This is a genomic window from Mangrovimonas futianensis, assembly GCF_021245805.1.
Taxonomy (GTDB): domain Bacteria; phylum Bacteroidota; class Bacteroidia; order Flavobacteriales; family Flavobacteriaceae; genus Mangrovimonas; species Mangrovimonas futianensis.
The window spans coordinates 296605-316382 of sequence record NZ_JAJJNF010000003.1 but is presented as its reverse complement, the minus strand read 5'-3'; the positions used below and the strand labels follow the sequence as shown (position 1 = coordinate 316382).

Annotated in this window: 13 protein-coding genes; 7 read left to right on the top strand and 6 right to left on the bottom strand. The window is 38.6% G+C overall.

Annotation, left to right across the window (positions count from 1 at the left end):
* Nucleotides 1–2: 2 nt before the first annotated feature.
* Together LOK78_RS06775 and LOK78_RS06770 are read right to left on the bottom strand one after the other, a co-directional pair.
* The gene (locus LOK78_RS06775) at nucleotides 3–2474 is read right to left on the bottom strand and encodes an exopolysaccharide transport family protein (RefSeq protein ID WP_232634408.1); all 2472 of its coding nucleotides are present in this window, start codon (nucleotides 2472–2474) and stop codon (nucleotides 3–5) included.
* A gap of 1 nt (nucleotide 2475) precedes the next feature.
* Nucleotides 2476–3276: a polysaccharide biosynthesis/export family protein gene (locus LOK78_RS06770; protein WP_232634407.1), complete on the bottom strand. Its 801-nt coding sequence runs from the start codon at nucleotides 3274–3276 to the stop codon at nucleotides 2476–2478.
* 106 nt (nucleotides 3277–3382) lie between these two features.
* On the opposite strand from LOK78_RS06770, the gene LOK78_RS06765 reads away from it, so the two are divergent.
* The 7 genes from LOK78_RS06765 to LOK78_RS06735 all read left to right on the top strand — a co-directional run bounded on the left by LOK78_RS06765 (nucleotide 3383) and on the right by LOK78_RS06735 (nucleotide 16278).
* On the top strand, nucleotides 3383–5239 hold the full coding sequence (locus tag LOK78_RS06765; protein WP_232634406.1) for an ABC-F family ATP-binding cassette domain-containing protein: 1857 nt from the start codon (nucleotides 3383–3385) through the stop codon (nucleotides 5237–5239).
* A 115-nt stretch (nucleotides 5240–5354) separates the two neighbouring features.
* Nucleotides 5355–6122: an O-methyltransferase gene (locus LOK78_RS06760; protein WP_232634405.1), complete on the top strand. Its 768-nt coding sequence runs from the start codon at nucleotides 5355–5357 to the stop codon at nucleotides 6120–6122.
* A 135-nt stretch (nucleotides 6123–6257) separates the two neighbouring features.
* Entirely contained in the window at nucleotides 6258–6830 is a 573-nt protein-coding gene (locus tag LOK78_RS06755; protein WP_232634404.1) for a cob(I)yrinic acid a,c-diamide adenosyltransferase, read from the top strand.
* A gap of 163 nt (nucleotides 6831–6993) precedes the next feature.
* Nucleotides 6994–7215: a DUF2795 domain-containing protein gene (locus LOK78_RS06750; RefSeq protein ID WP_053972467.1), complete on the top strand. Its 222-nt coding sequence runs from the start codon at nucleotides 6994–6996 to the stop codon at nucleotides 7213–7215.
* A 157-nt stretch (nucleotides 7216–7372) separates the two neighbouring features.
* The gene (gene secA / locus LOK78_RS06745) at nucleotides 7373–10726 is read left to right on the top strand and encodes a preprotein translocase subunit SecA (protein WP_232634403.1); all 3354 of its coding nucleotides are present in this window, start codon (nucleotides 7373–7375) and stop codon (nucleotides 10724–10726) included.
* Nucleotides 10727–10937: 211 nt separating this feature from the next.
* A complete protein-coding gene (locus tag LOK78_RS06740; RefSeq protein WP_232634402.1) occupies nucleotides 10938–15518 on the top strand; it encodes a malectin domain-containing carbohydrate-binding protein in 4581 nt (1526 codons plus the stop codon).
* Nucleotides 15519–15531: 13 nt separating this feature from the next.
* On the top strand, nucleotides 15532–16278 hold the full coding sequence (locus tag LOK78_RS06735; protein WP_232634401.1) for a T9SS type A sorting domain-containing protein: 747 nt from the start codon (nucleotides 15532–15534) through the stop codon (nucleotides 16276–16278).
* On the opposite strand, the gene LOK78_RS06730 is transcribed toward LOK78_RS06735, so the two are convergent.
* Genes LOK78_RS06730 through LOK78_RS06715 form a run of 4 tightly spaced genes read right to left on the bottom strand, consistent with a single transcriptional unit; the run spans nucleotide 16256 to nucleotide 19621 of the window.
* A complete protein-coding gene (locus LOK78_RS06730) occupies nucleotides 16256–16966 on the bottom strand; it encodes a peptidoglycan DD-metalloendopeptidase family protein (protein WP_232634400.1) in 711 nt (236 codons plus the stop codon). The genes LOK78_RS06735 and LOK78_RS06730 overlap by 23 nt on opposite strands.
* Nucleotides 16967–16983: 17 nt before the next feature.
* On the bottom strand, nucleotides 16984–18495 hold the full coding sequence (locus tag LOK78_RS06725; RefSeq protein WP_232634399.1) for a hypothetical protein: 1512 nt from the start codon (nucleotides 18493–18495) through the stop codon (nucleotides 16984–16986).
* A gap of 6 nt (nucleotides 18496–18501) precedes the next feature.
* Nucleotides 18502–19086: a hypothetical protein gene (locus tag LOK78_RS06720; RefSeq protein ID WP_166959617.1), complete on the bottom strand. Its 585-nt coding sequence runs from the start codon at nucleotides 19084–19086 to the stop codon at nucleotides 18502–18504.
* Nucleotides 19070–19621: an RNA polymerase sigma factor gene (locus LOK78_RS06715; protein WP_053972461.1), complete on the bottom strand. Its 552-nt coding sequence runs from the start codon at nucleotides 19619–19621 to the stop codon at nucleotides 19070–19072. The genes LOK78_RS06720 and LOK78_RS06715 overlap by 17 nt, the downstream gene beginning before the upstream one ends.
* Between the last annotated feature and the right edge of the window lie 157 nt (nucleotides 19622–19778).

Sequence of the window (19778 nt, the reverse complement as noted above, 5' to 3'; positions counted from 1 at the left end):
TATTAAATTCTTTTTAAAAACTGCTTAACCTTTTCCCATTTCGAAACACGTCCATTTTGATGATAGGCATTTCCATAAACACCATAGCCATAGCCATACCCGTAACCATAGCCATACCCGTAACCATAATTATGATTGGATTTATGCTTATAAAAGTTAAGCACAAAATGAACATTCTTCATCTCTCCATTGCGATACTTAGCATTTACCAATTGCAACATCCCTTTTTTGGTGTAATCCAACCGCACCATAAATAAGGTCGTATCGGCATATTTTGTCAATTCCAGAGCATCTGTTACCAATCCCAATGGTGGCGTATCCAACACGATGATATCATAATTCTGTTTGAGTTCAGCCATCAAGGTGGCCATTTTCGGACTCATCAACAATTCCGAAGGATTGGGCGGAATAGGTCCCGAAGTGACCACATCCAAATTTTCGATATGGGTAGCACTCTTTACATCTTCAAAGCTCCTCTCCCCTATAAAATAATTAACCAACCCATATTCGTTGGTCAAATCAAAATCATCAAAGATTTTAGGCTTCCTTAAATCCAGACCTAACAAGATGGTTTTCTTTCCAGAAAGCGCATACACCGTCGCCAAATTAATCGAACAAAAGGTCTTTCCTTCTCCACTGACTGAGGAGGTAACCATAACTGTTTTTCCTCCAGTTGACTCCTCTTTATTCAGGATAAATTGCAAACTAGAACGAATGGCCCTAAAGGATTCCGCGACTGCCGATTTCGGCTTCTCAAACACCACCAAATTATTGTGGTATCGGTACTTACCCAACAAACCAATAATCGGAATTCGGGAAAGGGTTTCCACTTCATCAGACCCATGGATGGTATTATCCAATAAAAAGAGAACAAAAATAAAAGCCAAAGGAATAAAGGTTCCCATCATCAAGGCCATCATATAGTTCAAATTGTGATTGGGACCAATACGTCCGCCACCAATATCCTTGGCTTCATCAATCACCGTAATATCCGATACATTGGCTGCTTTGATAATGGCTGCTTCACTGCGCTTCTTCAAATAAATATCATAAGCTTCCTGGCTTAAATCCAATTCCCTTTGAATTTTCAAAAAGGTCTGCTGTTCCTCAGGTAGGTTAGAAAGTTTGCCATTCAAACGCCCCATTTCCTTTGAAATACTATTTAAATTAAGTTGAATGGTATTCCTAGTAGCATCAATGGTTTCCAAAAGCACGTTCTTCTCAGAATCAATCCGTCGATCCAGTTCATCAAACAATTCTGAATCCTCACGGGTGGTATATTCCAAATTTTGTCGTTCAATGGCCAGTCCCGTAATTTTACTGACGCTGCTTAGGATATTCCCTTCATTGATTCCTACCGAAGTGGGAGCCGCAATATTGACATAGTTGTCTTTGGTTCTTAAATAATTTTCTAAATTGTCTAGATACAAAATCTTAGCCTCCTCCTCACGCTTTTGTTGTTCAAACCCTTTTAGGCGCGACGAAGTCTCCAACATTTCATCCTGTATCGTAAGCACCTGATTCTTTTTCCGGAATTCATTCATCTGGTCATTGACCTGAACCAAGTCGGTATTGACCTTATTTAGGGTACTATCTATAAATCGAATGGTATTGGTGGCATAAAGGTTTTTTCGTGCCAACTCCTCCCGACTTAAAATAGCAGCGGTGGTATTCAAATAATCGACAATCTTGGCTTTATTGGTACCTGATAAGGATAATTTAATTACTGAGGAAGCATTTTTCTCATAAGGAGCAACCTTAACAAAAGTTTTATATTTATTGACTATACCATCAAAATTCAAAAACTGCACAAAAAACTCACTTCCGGGTTTGACCGGCTTCACCAATTTGATGGTTCCATTGAAAAATGGCAGGTGAATGGGTTGGTTTATAGCAAAGGTTTCTTTGTATTCCCCCTCAGGAAGAGTGACTCCTGCCTTTTCCTTCGTTGTATAATTTTGAACAGTTCCACCTGAGTTTTCAAAAGTAGCAAACAGTTCCACCTTGTTACCTTCCAAAAAGCGCAATCCCAAAGGAAGTCCTAGTAACTGCCCTCCCGTGGTATCCAAACTCACCCGAAAGGGAGCCTGATGGTAGATATCCTCTTTGCGGTATTTCCCCTCCTTGAGATACTCCATATAAAACTGCAAGGAGTCAACCACTTTTTCATTGTGATTACGGGTTCCCAAGGTGGTCATGGTTTTCCCCATTTTTCCAGAGACACCACCCCAATTAAAGGAAATACTGGTAGTCGTTGTAAAAAACGGGCTTTGGTCGTTTTCCACAGATATTAAGGAGGTCAAAGCATAGACATTGGGCTTTCTCACGTTCACCATATAGGCCACTAACATGGCTAGACCAATACATACCAAAATCAGCTTCCAATTATTCAAGATTTTAAACAAATACCCTCTAAAATCAAAAGTGATTCGAGATTCTTGGGTTTCTAAATCTTGTATATCAAATTGGGACATCTTACAAACGATCGATTAAAAGAAGTGTGGTTGACACAACTGTAATAATTGAAAAAACAGTCAAGAAAGTATCCTTCCCAGTGGTTCCAAAACCCCAACTGACTTGTTTCAATGGTTTCACATAAATAATATCATTGGGCTGGATATAATAGTAAGGAGACTCCATCACTTTCAAATCTGTCAAATCAATGTGATGAATTTGTTGTCCTTGGGGGTATTGACGAATTATCAACACATCCTTTTTATTTCCAGTCATAGGAATCTCCCCCGCGTTGGCAATGGCTTGAAACACATTAACACGCTCCTGAAACAAAGTATTTGTTCCTGGATTTCCTATTTCGCCATTGACGGTATATCGTAATCCGGTTAATTTTACAGTCACAAAAATTTGGGCAGTCTCCTTAAAATGTTCAGTTAATAACTTCTCCTTAATCATGCCTTCAATCTCCTCCAAGGTATAGCCCAACACATTCATTTTACCTAATAAAGGAATACGAATTTCTCCGTGTAAGTCCACCGTAAACCCATCAAAATAGGCTCTTTGATCACTATCGGCATTCAGGTTTTCTTCACCCACCGGATTAAAGATGGTCAGTTTCTCTTGATCCAATCCCCGTACACGAATGTTCAACACATCATTGATTTGAACCCGATAGGGTTTCTGGGTTTCTGTAATACGAGGAATCGTATCGGCTCCATAAGCCTGTTCCTTATTTTGTAAATACACCAAATCCTTATGGGGAATGCAGGAAGTAAAAAAAAGGGTGATCACCACCCCTACAAGCATACACACGTTCTTCATTTGAAAGCGCCTAGTTTAGTAACAAATATAAGTTTTAGATACTAATATCAAAACTAAAGGAGCTAAATTTGGGTTTTATACGTTTATTTGCAAAAAAATAGCACCCTTGAATTATTTAACGGTTGAAAATATAGCCAAATCCTATGGGGAAGTCACCTTGTTTCAAGACCTCTCCTTTAGTGTCCATAAAGATCAAAAAATTGCGTTCGTTGCCAAAAACGGAACAGGTAAAACCTCTATCCTTAACATGTTGGCAGGAAAGGATGTCCCCGACTCTGGAAACATCATTTACCGAAACAATCTAAAGGTAGCCTTTCTACCACAGGAACCAGAGCTAGATGATACACTTACAGTAGAGGCTTCCATTTTTGATGGAGACAATCCCATTTTGGACGTCATCAACCGTTATGAAAAGGCGCTTTTAAATCCGGAAGATACCGAAGCATACCAAAAGGCTTTTGAAGCCATGGACCGCCACCAAGCTTGGGATTTTGAGACCCAATACAAACAAATCCTGTTTCAATTGAAATTGGAACAATTGGATCAAAAAGTTGGGATGCTTTCCGGAGGACAAAAAAAACGTTTGGCCTTGGCCATGGCCCTATTAAAAAAGCCAGACCTTTTGATTTTGGATGAGCCCACCAACCACCTAGACTTGGAAATGATTGAATGGTTGGAGTCCTTTTTTGCCAAAGAACAACTCACCCTTTTCATGGTAACCCACGATCGCTATTTCTTAGAGCGCGTGTGTAATGAAATTATAGAATTAGACCATGGGCAACTCTTTAGCTATAAAGGGAACTATTCTTATTACCTCGAGAAAAGAGAAGAGCGTATCGATCGTGAAACGGTTGAAACTGGAAAAGCAAAACAACTTTATAAAAAAGAATTGGACTGGATGAGGCGCCAACCTAAGGCCCGCACTACCAAATCAAAATCCCGAATAGACGATTTTCACGATATCAAACAAAAAGCGCACCAACGTAGAAAAGACCATGTAGTGCAATTGGAATTGAATATGGAGCGCTTAGGAAACAAGGTGGTGGAATTCCATAAGGTTTCCAAGAGTTTCAAAGACAAGACCATTCTCAACCAATTTGAATACAATTTTCAACCAGGCGAACGGGTGGGTATCATCGGAAAAAATGGAACTGGTAAATCTACCTTCCTCAACCTTTTAACAAAATCCATTGCTCCAGATGCCGGAAAAATTGTGCATGGAGAAACGGTCAAATTGGGATACTATACCCAACAAGGGATTAACATAAAACCCCAGCAGAAAGTAATTGAAGTCATCAAGGAGTTTGGGGAGTTTATTCCTTTGAAAAAAGGAAAACAAATCAGTGCGCAACAACTCTTAGAGCGCTTTCTATTTGACCGAAAGAAACAATATGATTTTGTGGAGAAGTTGAGCGGTGGAGAGCGGAAGCGCCTATACCTTTGTACCGTCTTAATCCAAAATCCCAACTTTTTGATTCTGGATGAGCCTACCAACGATTTGGATATTGTCACCTTAAATGTCTTAGAAGATTTCCTTTTAGATTTTCCAGGTTGCCTTATAGTGGTTTCTCACGACCGGTATTTTATGGATAAAATTGTGGATCATTTACTGGTATTTAAGGGAGAGGGAGAAATTGACGACTTTCCAGGTAACTATACCGATTACCGAGTGTATGAAGATAGCCGACCACAAGAAACGGAAAGTGATAAAAAGGAGAAAAAGGAGTGGAAAAAAGACAGCAATAGCAAACTATCTTACAATGAGCAAAAGGAGTTCAACAATCTGGAAAGCAAAATAAAGGCTTTGGAAAAAGACAAGTTGGAATTAGAAAGCCAGTTTCATGATACCAGCCTAACCACTGTCCAAATCCAAGAGCTATCCCAAAAACTCCAATCCCTATTGGATGATATTGAAGAAAAGGAACTGAGATGGCTAGAACTCTCCGAAAAAATGGAAGACTAGTATAGTGTATTGTTGTTGGTTGTTGGTTGTTGGTTGTTGGTTGTTGGTTGTTGGTTGTTGATCCTAAATACTAATGAATCATTACTAATTGTTTATTGTTTATTGCTAATTGTAAATGATCTACCAAATTATTTCTTATTTAAAATTTCTGAAGCGCTCCACCAACCAGCATGGGGTGCATTCGCCATTTGTCTATGATTTGGTCACCAAGTGCTTTTACCTAAAACAACCATTTTACGATTATAAAAGACTGAAAGCCTATCGCAAAACCTTGCTCAAAGACAAACAACCTCTAGAAATGCTGGATTTGGGAAAGGGCTCCCGAAAAACCCAATCGCAATTTCGTACCCCATCAGAATTGGCCAAAACAGCTGGAACCTCATTAAAAAGAGCCAAACTCCTCTTAAGATTAACCAATTACTTTCATTTTGAGACTATTTTGGAATTGGGAACCTCCCTAGGAATGGCAACCCATGCCATGACCTTAGGAAATCCAAAAGCTCAAATAACCTCTGTGGACGGAAACACAGAAGTGGCCGCTTATGCGGCAAATAAATTGGCCAAATGGAAGAACATCCATATTCTTAAAGGAAGTTTTGAGGAACACCTCCCAAATTTAAAAGAACAAAAGTGGGATGCCATTTTCTTTGATGGGAATCATACCAAAAAAGCCACTCTGGAATATTTTGAAACCCTTCTCCCTTCTGCACACAAAGACTCCGTTTTCATCTTTGATGATATTTATTGGTCTCCAGAAATGACCGAAGCTTGGGAAATCATTAAAAGCCATCCGCAAGTGACCGTTACAATCGATACATATTACTGGGGGTTGGTATTCTTTAGAAAAGAACAACAAAAAGAACATTTCACCATCCGGATTTAATTTATCCTACATACTGTCTAGTTTCTGCTGTCCACTGACTGGTGTCTACCGTCTACTACTTACTGCCCAATAACTTCTTTGAATTACCTACCATAAAACGTACCTTTGAATCCACGAACATTCGAAACTAATTTTATGAAAATATATACCAAAACTGGAGATCAAGGCACCACCGCATTATTTGGAGGAACACGGGTAAACAAAAACCACATCCGCATTGAAAGCTATGGTACTGTTGATGAGCTGAACTCATACATCGGTCTAGTTAGAGATCAAGACATCCCTATCCAAGACAAGGAGCTTCTAATACATATTCAGGATCGCTTGTTTACCGTTGGAGCCATTTTGGCCACAGACCCTGAAAAAGCGACCTTAAAAAATGGTAAAGACCGTTTAAACATCCCAAAAATTTCAGAGGAAGACATCCTGCGGTTGGAACATGAAATGGACCAAATGAACGAGTCCTTGCCTCCTATGACACATTTTGTGTTACCCGGCGGACACCAAACGGTGTCATTCTGTCACATAACACGATGTATTTGCAGAAGGGCTGAGCGATTAGCCGTGTCATTAAACGAGGTAGAACCTGTTGATCCAAACACTTTAAAGTATTTAAATAGGCTTTCAGATTATCTATTTGTGTTGGCACGGAAATTGTCTCATCATGTGCATGCCGAAGAAGTAAAATGGATACCCGAAAAATATTAATCCATTAATGCCCGGGGTATAAAACCGTTAAAAACGAATGCATTACCCTTGTTTTACGGCACCTTTCAAACGTTCTTAATAATAATGTATAAATAATTCATTTTTTTCTTGACTTTTTGAAGTAAAAATTTATTTTTGCAGAAATTAAAAAAACTAATGAATCATGTATTGGACTTTAGAATTAGCTTCCTATTTAAGTGATGCACCATGGCCAGCAACTAAGGATGAATTGATTGATTACTCCATTAGAACTGGAGCACCGCTTGAAGTTGTTGAGAACCTTCAGTCTATTGAAGATGAAGGAGACCAATATGAATCCATCCAAGAGATTTGGTCAGATTATCCAACAGACGAAGATTACCTCTGGAACGAGGATGAATATTAATAACATCACTGTTTAAAAAGTCTCTTCAAGAGACTTTTTTTTTATTGTTAACTATTCCTAAAAACCATACAGTAACTTATAAATCGCCGTATTTTTACAGCGGTAAGATCTTATTATCATGGTTGGAGACAACCATAAACATAAAAACATCAATAATATGAGTATTTTAGATTCCGTACTTAAAATCTTTGTCGGAGACAAATCAAAACAAGACGTCAAGGCTATTATGCCTATCGTCAACAAAATAAAATCCTTTGAGGGAGACTTGGAAAAGTTATCCCATGACGAACTGAGAGCCAAAACCACCTATTTCAAAGACCAAATTGCCGAAGCACGAAAACCCTTCATGGATCACATTGCTGAACTGGAATCTAAAGCGGAAGCCACTGAAGATATCGATGAACGCGATGAAATCTACCAAGAAATAGACCGAATTCAAGATGATATTTTTGAAGCTACTGAAAAGGTGTTAAACGACATCCTTCCAGAAGCTTTTGGAGTGGTTAAGGAAACGGCCAAACGTTTTGTTAACAACACCGAAATTACAGTAACAGCTAGTGCTTTTGACCGTGAGATTTCAGGAACCAAAGCCTATGTAACCCTAGATGATGACAAAGCCATTTGGGCCAATTCTTGGGATGCCGCTGGAAAAGAGGTGACTTGGGATATGGTGCATTATGACGTGCAGTTAATTGGAGGTATCGCTCTTCACCAAGGTAAAATTGCCGAAATGCAAACAGGGGAAGGTAAAACTTTGGTTGCGACCTTACCTGTTTATTTAAATGCCCTATCAGGAAAAGGGGTTCACCTTGTAACGGTGAATGACTACTTGGCAAAAAGGGATAGCGCTTGGATGGCGCCTATTTTTGAATTCCATGGTTTGAGTGTTGATTGTATAGATTACCACCAACCGAATTCCGCAGCCAGAAAGAAAGCCTACAATGCTGATATTACTTACGGAACCAACAACGAGTTTGGTTTTGATTACCTTAGGGATAACATGGCCCATTCACCAAATGATTTGGTACAACGCCCCCATCACTATGCCATCGTCGATGAGGTGGATTCGGTATTGGTGGATGACGCTAGAACCCCATTGATTATTTCGGGTCCCATTCCGCAAGGAGATAGACATGAATTTAATGAACTTAAACCCAAAGTAGATAGTATTGTTGGGGTTCAAAGAAAATATTTAACAGGAGTCTTAGCCGAAGCTAAAAAACTGATTGCTTCTGGAGATACTAAGGAAGGTGGATTCCAATTGTTACGCGTGTACAGGGGGATGCCTAAAAACAAGGCTCTGATCAAATTCTTGAGTGAAGAAGGTGTGAAACAATTACTTCAAAAGACCGAGAATTTCTACATGCAGGACAACAACCGTGAGATGCCTAAGATTGATGCCGAGTTGTACTACGTAATAGACGAGAAAAACAACCAAATCGAATTAACCGATAAAGGGGTTGAATTCTTATCAGGTGCAGACGATCCAAACTTTTTCGTCATGCCTGAAATCGGAACGGAAATTGCCAAAATAGAGAATAAAAATTTAAGCAAAGAAGACGAAGCCGCAGAAAAAGAAGAGTTATTCCGTGACTTTGGAATCAAATCAGAACGTATCCATACTTTAAACCAATTACTGAAAGCTTATGCCTTATTTGAAAAGGACGTGCAGTATGTGGTTATGGATAACAAGGTAATGATTGTAGATGAGCAAACCGGACGTATTATGGACGGTCGTCGTTATAGTGATGGATTACATCAAGCCATTGAAGCCAAGGAAAATGTAAAGATTGAGGCCGCCACCCAAACCTTTGCAACCGTTACACTTCAGAACTACTTTAGAATGTACCGCAAACTATCTGGTATGACCGGTACAGCGGTAACAGAAGCGGGAGAGTTCTGGGAAATCTATGAATTGGATGTGGTGGAAATTCCTACTAACAGACCCATCGCAAGAGATGACAAAGACGATTTGGTTTATAAAACCAAACGTGAAAAATACAATGCCATTATTGATGAAGTCACCAAAATTTCTCAATCGGGTCGCCCTGTTTTGATTGGTACCACATCAGTAGATATCAGTGAATTGCTATCAAAGATGCTTCACATCCGTAAGGTGCCTCATAACGTATTGAACGCCAAATTACATAAAAAGGAAGCCGATATTGTAGCTGAAGCTGGTCAGGCAGGTCAGGTTACCATAGCCACCAACATGGCGGGTCGTGGTACTGACATTAAACTACAAGGGGCCGTTAAAGATGCTGGAGGTTTAGCTATTATTGGTACTGAGCGCCACGATTCTAGACGTGTTGACCGTCAGTTAAGAGGTCGTTCAGGACGTCAAGGAGATCCGGGAAGTTCTCAATTCTATGTCTCACTGGAAGATAACTTGATGCGCTTGTTTGGTAGTGAACGTATTGCCAAAATGATGGACCGTATGGGACTGCAGGAAGGTGAGGTGATTCAACACTCCATGATTTCTAAATCCATTGAAAGAGCCCAGAAAAAAGTAGAAGAAAACAACTTCGGGATCCGTAAACGTCTATTGGAATATGATGACGTCATGAACTCGCAAAGAGAGGTGGTTTACAAACGTAGACACCACGCATTATTTGGTGAACGCCTACGTGTGGATCTAGCCAATATGATTTATGACACTTCTGAAGGTATTGCTGAATCTAATAAAGCGGCAAATGATTTTAAGAACTTCGAATTTGAATTAATTCGTTTCTTCTCCATGAGCTCGCCTATTTCTGAAGAAGAATTCGGAAAAATGACTGCTATGGAAATGGCAGGTAAAGTTTACAAAGCAGCTTTCCAACATTATCGTGAGAAAATGGAACGCAATGCAGAAATAGCATTTCCAGTAATCAAAAATGTTTACGAGACCCAACGCGATAAATTCAAACGTATTGTAGTGCCATTTACAGATGGGGTTAAGACCTTACAAGTAGTCACAGACTTGGAGAAAGCCTATGAAACTCAAGGAAAACAACTTATAACCGATTTTGAAAAGAACATCACTTTAGCCATTATTGATGATTCTTGGAAGACCCATTTACGTAAAATGGATGAATTAAAACAATCGGTTCAGTTGGCTGTTCACGAACAGAAAGATCCTTTATTGATTTATAAATTTGAGGCATTTGAATTGTTCAAATCCATGATTGATCAAGTTAATAAGGATGTTATTTCTTTCCTTTTCAAAGGAGAATTACCATCTGAAGACTCAACTGCAATTAGTGAAGCTAGACAGTCTAAACCGAAAGAGAAATTAGAAACTTCCAAAGAGGAGATTCCAAATATGGACGAAAGAGCTGCTCAAAATAGAGCCGTTGGAAACACTCAAAAACACGAGGTTGTAGAAACCATTGTTAGACAACAACCCAAGATTGGAAGAAATGAAAAAGTGACGATTAAACATGTCATGAGCGGTGAAAATAAAACCCTAAAATTCAAACAAGCAGAACCTTTAATTTCCAATGGTGATTGGGTGATTGTAGAAGATTAATACACACTTCATTTTAAAGGAAAAGCCAAGAATTTGATTCTTGGCTTTTCTGTTTATGGGCATGATGTCCGAAAAATAATCGTTTTAACGAAAAGCTAACATTTCACTCCTAAAATTCCTCAATTATTTACTAAATTCACACTCCAATCCTCCCTGATAATTTTTTTCGATTAATAGCGCCAGTACAACAAATCTTGAAAAAAATTGTAAAATGTCTTTTAATTGTTTAAAAACAAACCATTTAGCTAGATGGGCATTCCTAGCCATACTAAGTATTTTTTGGTCCCAACACACCCATTCACAAACCATTAGTTTTGGTTCTACCGGCCTCATTGGTGAAGGAGTATTAAATCCTACCTCTTTAGAATTTGGCCCTGATGACCGCTTGTATGTTTCCCAACAAAACGGAACTATTTGGGCTTATACCATAGAGCGCGATAATGCACCTGCGGGAAATGGCACCTACACGGTTACAGATGTTGAGGAAATTACCATGATTCGTGACTACACGAAAAACCACACAGATTTGGGTGAATTAACACCAGTTATCACTAGACAAATCACTGGAATTAAACTTTCCGGAACAGCTGAAAACCCAATTATCTATGCCTCTTCATCAGACAACCTCATCGGTGGTGGTGGTGCTGGAGAAGACACCAATTTAGATACCAACTCTGGAGTACTTTCCAGATTAACTTGGGACGGCTCCAACTGGATAAAAGTAGATTTAATAAGAGGATTACCAAGATGTGAAGAAAACCACTCTACCAATGGTATGACCCTTTTCGAACGTGAGGGCACCGAATTTATGTTACTCTGCCAAGGAGGAAATACCAATAAAGGGGCTCCTTCAAACAATTTTGCTGCAACCCCTGAATATCTTTATTCAGGTAATGTGTTGATTATTGACATGGACCAATTGGAATCCATGCCCATTTATAATGACCCAAGAACAGGAACTGATTTTGTTTATGATTTGCCCACTTTAAACGACCCAACAAGAGCTGACATTGATAATACAAGCCCTTATTTTCCTTATCCTTCTGGTCACCCTCTTTATAACGCTACCATCGATTTAAACGATCCCTTTGGTGGACATAACAGTTTAAATCAAGCTATTTTTGAGGCAGGTTCACCGATTGAAGTCTTTGCTCCCGGTTTTAGAAACACCTATGACATCGTGGTCACAGAGAGCGGAAGAATCTATCTATCTGATAATGGTCCAAACAACACCTGGGGTGGAACTCCTAAAATTTACGATATCAATACCGATGAATTTCTAGGTTACCAAAACACCGTAGATTATGATCCTGCCAACCATTATATCACTAACGAGTTAAGCGAAGAGAACAGTTCTTTATATGGAGATCCGCTTCATTTTGTAGGGACCATAAACGATGCCAATTTCACCTATTATGGCGGGCATCCAAACCCTATTTTAGCATTCCCAAATAAAGCAGGAATCATTGGTTACCTCAATTCTGGAGGTACCTGGATAGAAGAATACAATGGATCATTGGAATCTCTTTTAGGAGGTGTTACCGGATACTTTCAATCCTCTTTCATTATAGAGGATTTCCCAGTAAGACCAGAACTAGGAGAATACCAATGTGATTTACCTGTTTCCAGTCCTGAAAATAATATTTTGGATGTGATCAACTTTTCAACAAATGGAATTGCTGAATATACAGCGACCAATTTTGAAGGGGCTATGCAAGGAAGTATCCTTACAGCTTCTTTTGGAGGTGATATCAACAGGTATGTTTTTAATGAAACAGGAGACCAAGTCATCGAATATGAAGCCATTTTCTCAGGTTTTGGTAGCATCCCATTGGATGTCATTGCTCAAGGCGATGCTGATATTTTTCCAGGAACTGTTTGGGCGGCTACCTATGGCTCAAACAGCATCACCATTTTTGAACCTCAGGATATTGATTGTATAGATCCTCTGGATCCAGCATTTGACCCCTTGGCAGACTATGATGGTGATGGATTTACCAATCAAGATGAAATCGATAACAATACCAACTATTGTTCACAAGGAAGTAAGCCAAACGATAATGATGGCGATTTTATTTCAGATTTGAATGATGACGATGATGACAATGATGGCATCTTGGACGTGAATGATGCTTTTGCTATAGATGCTGATAACGGAACAACCACCAACCTTCCTATTCTTTATCCATTTTGGAATAATGATCCAGGAACTGGAATGTTTGGTTTAGGTTTTACAGGATTAATGCTAGACCCAACCGGATCTACTGATTATTTAACGCAATATGACCCAAATGATTTATCTTTTGGAGGTGCTGCCGGAAAGGCAACCGTTGATTACATCTCTCCAGGTGATTCCTTTGAATCCTTTAATGATCAGCAATACGGTTTTCAATTTGGAGCCAATGTAGACACCAATTCCAATCCTTTTACGATACATACCCGAATAGAATCCCCCTATTTTGGAATTAATGGTTCTCAAACCAATCCTCAAGATTTTCAATCCTATGGATTACAAATTGGAAATGGCGATCAAGACAATTATTTGAAAATAGTTATCATGAACGGAACTTCTAATGCAGATAACATTAACGGACTACAAGTGGTTCTTGAGGAAGATGGCGTTGTAACAACGAACTATACAGAGGATGTAACAGACCTTTTAACAGCTAATGCCATTGACTTATACTTTGCCATTGATCCAGCTACCAATTCAGCACAACCCTATTATTCGTTGGATAAAGGGCAAAACTTATTTTTATTTGGATCGCCAATAACCCTACCTACTTCCTTTTTAGATCCTACAGATAATCAAGGATTGGCCGTAGGAATGATAGGGACTTCAAGAGGTTCTGATTATTTTGCCGCTACATGGGATTTTATAAATATAGAAGAAAACGAAAGCGGTATCCTATCCACAACCCCTAGTTCCATTGATTTTGGGCATACCCCTAACAATATCAATTATCGTATTAAGTACTTTGAATTACAGAATAATGGAGGTCCGACAGATGATCCAATCACTATTACAGATATGTCTATCACTGGAACAGATGCAGCCTTATTCAGTATTGATGCAACCACCCCTATTGTTCTGAATCCGGCAGCTTCCATGCAAATCCCTGTACTATTCCATGCGGATGGAACAGTTGGTACAAAAGAAGCCCTGTTGACCATTACCCATGACGGAAACAACAACCCCATTTTATTTGATTTGGCTGGAGAACTTACAGAAAATTACTCACCCGTTGTTCGTATAAATTCTGGCGGACCAGGATTTGATGCCACAGATGGCGGCCCTAATTGGGAAGCTAACCCTACCGGAGATGGTGGAATTGGAGAATCATTTGTAGTTGATGGCGGTGGCGGAACATATACCAACGGACCTTTAGATTACAGTATAAAAGACCCTTCCATCCCTGATTATATTGATCAATCAACCTATGAGGCCATTATGCATACTCATAGAAATTCATTGGATATTACGGTTCCAATGACCTATCACATTTCTGTGCCTAATGGAAAATACATTGTAAACCTTTATGAAGCCTCCCTTTATGGTGGTTCTTCGCAACCTGGTGAAGTAGTTTTCAGCATCAATATGGAAGGTCAGCGTGTGTTTTCACATTTTGACCCTAATGCGATGTTTGGACATTCGGTAGCTGGAATGCTTCAATTTAATGTAACGGTTACAGACAATGATTTAACCATTGAATTTATTGAGGAGATTGAACGCTCTAGAGTGGTTGCCATTGAAGTACTAGGTCTCACCTTCCCTCCTTTGGAAATTGATCCTCTTGAAAATATAACCAGTTGTGAAAATGCCATTGCAGATATCACTGCTTCGGCTACGGGCGGAAATCCAGCAGACAATTTTACCTATGCCATAAGTGGGCAACCAGATGGTATTGGAATAGAACCAACAAATGGTATCATTTTTGGTCAAATTGCATCTTCTTCTTTGACAGGTGGACCTAATGGTGACGGCGTGTTTAATGTAACCGTAACCGTTTCAAAAGACAACAGTTTTGATGCAACCGAAACCTTTACCTGGACCGTATTTGAAGACATTGAAAATCCAACTATCACCTGTCCAGAAAACATTACAGAATTCATTGATGAAGGTGAAATAGAAGGCTTAGTTACTATTGAAGAACCAGCAGGATCGGATGACTGCTCCTTAGGGTCACAGCTTGAATATTTAGGAACTCGAGCTGATGGCCTAGAGTTAACTGATCCGTTTCCATTAGGAGACACCATTATTACATGGACCGTGACAGATGCCAGTGGAAACACTTCTGACGCATGTGAACAAACCGTGACCGTGGAGGTGGGACAATATACCTTGGATCTATCTGTAACACTTCAAGGAAGAATAGACTACTCTGAAGATTATGATATTATACTTTACCGTACCAACGATTTAGTAACACCTGCCTACATTTTTAGTGAAACAGCAGATAGTTCTGGAAATATTTCTATTGGAAGTACGATTGGGCAAGGATCATATAAAGTGCTAGTGAAAACGTCCTTGTATTTGCAACGCGTTATGACCGTTGAATTGACAGAAAACAAATCTGAGATAGTTCCAGAGTTGTTGGCTGGTGACTCCAATAATGACAATCAAGTAAATATCTCAGATTTGGGAATTTTTTCACCAGCTTATAACAGTGCCAATGGAGATTTAAATTTTAACACCAATGCTGATTATAATAATGATTTACTCATCAATATATCAGACTTAGGGTTGTTTTCAGGAAATTACAACACAACCGGACAAGACCAAAACAATTAAAAAACATCAAACTATGAAAAAAATACTTAATATCATTTTATGGGCTTTTCTTGCCATTACCATGCAAAGCGGATTTGGGCAAGTAGATATGGTCGCCTCGGTCAACGTTATGCCCCCACTTTCCATAGGGCAAACCTTTACCTATACCTTAGAAGCCCAATCATCAGGCACCGAATATACAGCGGTTAGGGTTCGAATTAACTATGATCCTTCCTTGTTACAGGTGAACTCATTTACAAATGGAGATTTGTTTGATTTGGTACCCGTTCAAAACACGGATACACCAGGCTTGGTTCATTATGAAGCAGGAAGTTTGGGAAATATTCAAACAGGAAATGGCACAATCTTTTCAGTGGAATTCCAAGTTCTTAATGCAGATGAAACAATCATAATATCAAATGATACCAATGCTTCTAACGGAGCGTTTGTTTCAGACCCTGAAGGCGACAATGTACTTGGAACTACTAATGATGTGGTTCTTGAAACTTTATCACTAAACGCTAAATGGAAAGCCCAATTAAAAGTCTTTCCAAACCCTGCAGACAAAGATCTCTTTATTCAACTATCTGAACCTTCAAAAGTATCCCAAATCAATCTTTATTCCTTAGAAGGAAAATTGGTAAAAACTTTTGATCAATTGGATGTAGAGGATAATCAAATTCATTTAAAACTACAGAACATCCCAAGTACCTTCTACTTGGTAAAAGTCATTTCCCATTCAGATGAACAGGCCACCTTTAAAATATCGGTGTCCCATTAAAAACTTTTAATAGCAAATTTGGATCTGGGCATAATTCTTTGAATTTGTCCAGATTTTTTTTGCTACAAACACCAGGAAAATCACCATAATATGCCTGCATATCCCTAATAATTTGAAAATGTAAATGAGGCGCATAATCACCATTTACTTCTGGGGCTCCCAAAGCAGCAATAATTTGTCCTTTTGAAAATGATTGACCCACTTCCAAATTGGTAATAGATTCCCTAATCAAATGTCCGTAAAGAGTAAAGAAGCGAATTCCTTGAATATGATGTTCCAAAATAATTGTTGGTCCGTAATCCCCAAATTGAATATTATCCCTAAAGCTATGTATTTTCCCATCTAAAGGTGCGAGAATAGCGGTTTCTTCAGCTGCCCAGAAATCCATACCTAGATGAATGTTTCGTTCTGTCTCTTTATCAGATTTATTAAAATGCTTGCTACGCTTGTATATATCTCTCGTTTCCAAATAGCCTCCGTAAGCTACCTGTGCCTCATGCTTTTTTAAATAATCATTGATAAAGACTTCCCAATCCTTTGAAGAGGTGACATCAAATTGATGCAATTGTGCTTGGTTTTCAGAAATATCTATGGAAACATAGGATGACAAAGGAATCGTGTCATCAATTACCCTAAGGGGTTCTGGAGAAATCTGGGATAAAAAGGAGTTGAATGTGTTTGGGTCCATAGCCCAAAGGTAGGAAACTATTTCATAACCACTTGGCTAAACTTGGCGTTTACCACAATGGTTTTACCACTGCCCAAATCTCCAGTAGAAAAAGAAGACACCATGGCTTCATTGGTTGACTTTGGGTGCTTAAAACTAGAGTTTTTCCCTTTGAATTGTAGGTTATAATTTGTTTGAGGAAGTGAAATTAAAGCATCACTGTTTTCTAAAACAATATTTAAATTCTGAAACCCAGAATCAATGTCACCTATAACCAAATCTCCAAAGCTCCCATCAATAATAGCGCTACCTGAAAGTTTGTCTAAAATAATGTTTGAAGAATTAGCACTTAAAACCAATTGCTTCACTTGATTAATTTGGGCATCATCCACATATTTAAGTTTTAGTTCCCCAGCCAACCATTGGTTTATTTTTACGGGGGAATAGGAGGCATTGATGGAAGTTTTACTTCCATCAATGCTGTTGGCTACTAAAGCCGTATAAGTTAGATCTGCTTTTAAATCCTGAATATTGGAAGCAAATTTCAATTCACCATGCCTTACATTCATATTTAATTTGGCCTTTTTAGGTATCTTAATTCTTATCGTCTTAATTACACCTTGGGAATCTGGACCAACATGTCTTAATTTATAATTCCTAGACTTTTCTCTCATTTTTTGCCTTTCCTCTTGCATTTTTTCACGCTCCACTTGCATTTTTTCTCGTTCATGAATTCGCTGTTGTCTTATAGCTTCTCTTTGTTCCAGTCTATGAGCTTGTTGTTCCATTTGACGACCAAATTGTTCTCCCCATCGTTCCATATCCTTCCCAAATTGCTCACCCCATTTCTCCATGTCTTTCCCAAACTTTTCACCAAATTCTTTACCAAATTGTTCTCCCCACGCCTCCATTTGTTTTTCAAACTCACGCATTTCTGGACTCTCTTCCCATTTCTTAGCCCATTCTTCCATTTTTTTGGCATATTCATCACCATACTTTTCTCCATATTCCTTGCTCCATTGTTCCATATAGGTCTCTCCTTCCCTTTGATATTTTTCATAATCAAATTGATATTCACTCACTCCTTTTGGTAATTTTGGAAGCTTAGGCATTGCAGGAAGAGGTGGCATATCAGACAACCCTTCTAAGGTAGGTGCTACGACCAATTCAGGTAACCTAGCCAGTTCTAATTCCAAAATCCTTAAGGCATCTGAAGATTCGTCATCAAAGTATACAAGCCTGTTGTTCCAAGAGCCGTACATGCCTTCAGTAGTGATTGATACTTGATCTTTGGATCCATCTACAGAGATTTTCCAATCTTTTAAAACTTCATTCAGTTCCTCTTTTGAAAGTTTATCGCTTTCAATATAGGCTTCCACCTCAATAATGTCTTTATTCCAGGTATCTATAACCAAATTGGTATAACTGGTATTGAGGTCGATGACCACCTCATCATTAACATTAATAGACTGCGATATCTTTTCAAGCTTTTGCTGTGCCGACATACTCAAGCAAATACAAAAGATGCATAGGTTCAATAGTGTTTTCATAATATATTAACTCGTTTTTTGATTGTATTGATTTTCGTTTAATAATTTTAATTGTTCTCTAAGGCGGTGCAACAAATTCAAACGTAACTTTAAATTATTGATAAGTGCTGTCACGGTAAACTCGTTTGGTCCTTTTTCAGTCAGTTCAACCGAAAGTTTTTGATATTCACTATTCAACTCTTCCAATCTTTTAACATAGCCGTCAAACAATTCTTTGTTTTCAGGAGTAACCTTCACTTTTGACAATTCAAAATTGATGCTCGCCAAATAATAGTCCTCCACTTGCTTTAATTCTGGAGACACATCTCCCAAAGATTTTGTTTCCTCTTCATTAGTTTTTGACGGTGTATCCACAACTTGTGGATTGGTATCCAATGGTTCATTATCCATCCACTTAAATCCAGAATACACCAACCCAACAAGCACCACGATACTTGCTGCCACATACATCCAAGATCGATTTTTAACTGGTTTTTCCTTTGGAAATTCCTGATCCAAACGATCCATGAATCGGTTTCTATGACCTTCTGGCATTTGCACCTCCTCTTTGCCTTGGTTTTCTTCAAAGAGTTTTCTAATATCTTGAGCCATGTCTTAAGGGATTTAAAAGTTCTTGTAATTTTGCACGTCCGCGAGATAACTGGGTTCGGGAAGCGACTTCCGTGATGTCCAAAATCTCTGAAATTTCTTGATGATCATATCCTTCCAAAATGTAAAGTGAAACGACATACCGGTACTTGTCTGGCAATTGGTCTATTGCCTTCTGAACATTCTCTTTGGTAATCTCATCTTCTACCAACCATTTGTCTTCATAGGTTGTATCGACCACTTTTAAATGGTTTTGCTGTAACTCAATAAGCTGTTGCTTTCTAGATTTCAGCACATCAATACATCTGTTGATGACAATACGTTTTAACCAAGCCCCAAAAGTCACCTCGGCATTGAATTGATGCAGTTTTCTGAAAGCCTTTATAAAGGCTTCTTGAACCACATCTTCAGCTTCTGCTTCATTTTTCATAAATCGATAAGCCACAATGTACATCCCATGACAATATTGGTCATATAACTGCATTTGAGCTAAACGATTATTCTCCTTGCATTGTTCAATAATGCTATCTAGAAGCATAAAATCACTTTTGGTTTATGATTAGTTCACTTGAAAGACGATAGAAAAAAACGGATGTTGCAAAAAATTAAAAGTTTTTTTAAGTTACGTAAAATCTGTTAAAGATTATTGAATGCCAATACAACTTGGTCGTGTAATTAAGTATCTTTATCAATCA

Coding starts and splice junctions, on each gene's coding strand:
- LOK78_RS06725 (WP_232634399.1), bottom strand. CDS start 18,495: ATGAAAACACTATTGAACCTATGCATCTTTTGTATTTGCTTGAGTATG.
- LOK78_RS06715 (WP_053972461.1), bottom strand. CDS start 19,621: ATGCTTCTAGATAGCATTATTGAACAATGCAAGGAGAATAATCGTTTA.
- LOK78_RS06775 (WP_232634408.1), bottom strand. CDS start 2,474: ATGTCCCAATTTGATATACAAGATTTAGAAACCCAAGAATCTCGAATC.
- LOK78_RS06735 (WP_232634401.1), top strand. CDS start 15,532: ATGAAAAAAATACTTAATATCATTTTATGGGCTTTTCTTGCCATTACC.
- LOK78_RS06730 (WP_232634400.1), bottom strand. CDS start 16,966: ATGGACCCAAACACATTCAACTCCTTTTTATCCCAGATTTCTCCAGAA.
- LOK78_RS06740 (WP_232634402.1), top strand. CDS start 10,938: ATGTCTTTTAATTGTTTAAAAACAAACCATTTAGCTAGATGGGCATTC.
- LOK78_RS06755 (WP_232634404.1), top strand. CDS start 6,258: ATGAAAATATATACCAAAACTGGAGATCAAGGCACCACCGCATTATTT.
- LOK78_RS06750 (WP_053972467.1), top strand. CDS start 6,994: ATGTATTGGACTTTAGAATTAGCTTCCTATTTAAGTGATGCACCATGG.
- LOK78_RS06720 (WP_166959617.1), bottom strand. CDS start 19,086: ATGGCTCAAGATATTAGAAAACTCTTTGAAGAAAACCAAGGCAAAGAG.
- LOK78_RS06770 (WP_232634407.1), bottom strand. CDS start 3,276: ATGAAGAACGTGTGTATGCTTGTAGGGGTGGTGATCACCCTTTTTTTT.
- secA (WP_232634403.1), top strand. CDS start 7,373: ATGAGTATTTTAGATTCCGTACTTAAAATCTTTGTCGGAGACAAATCA.
- LOK78_RS06760 (WP_232634405.1), top strand. CDS start 5,355: ATGATCTACCAAATTATTTCTTATTTAAAATTTCTGAAGCGCTCCACC.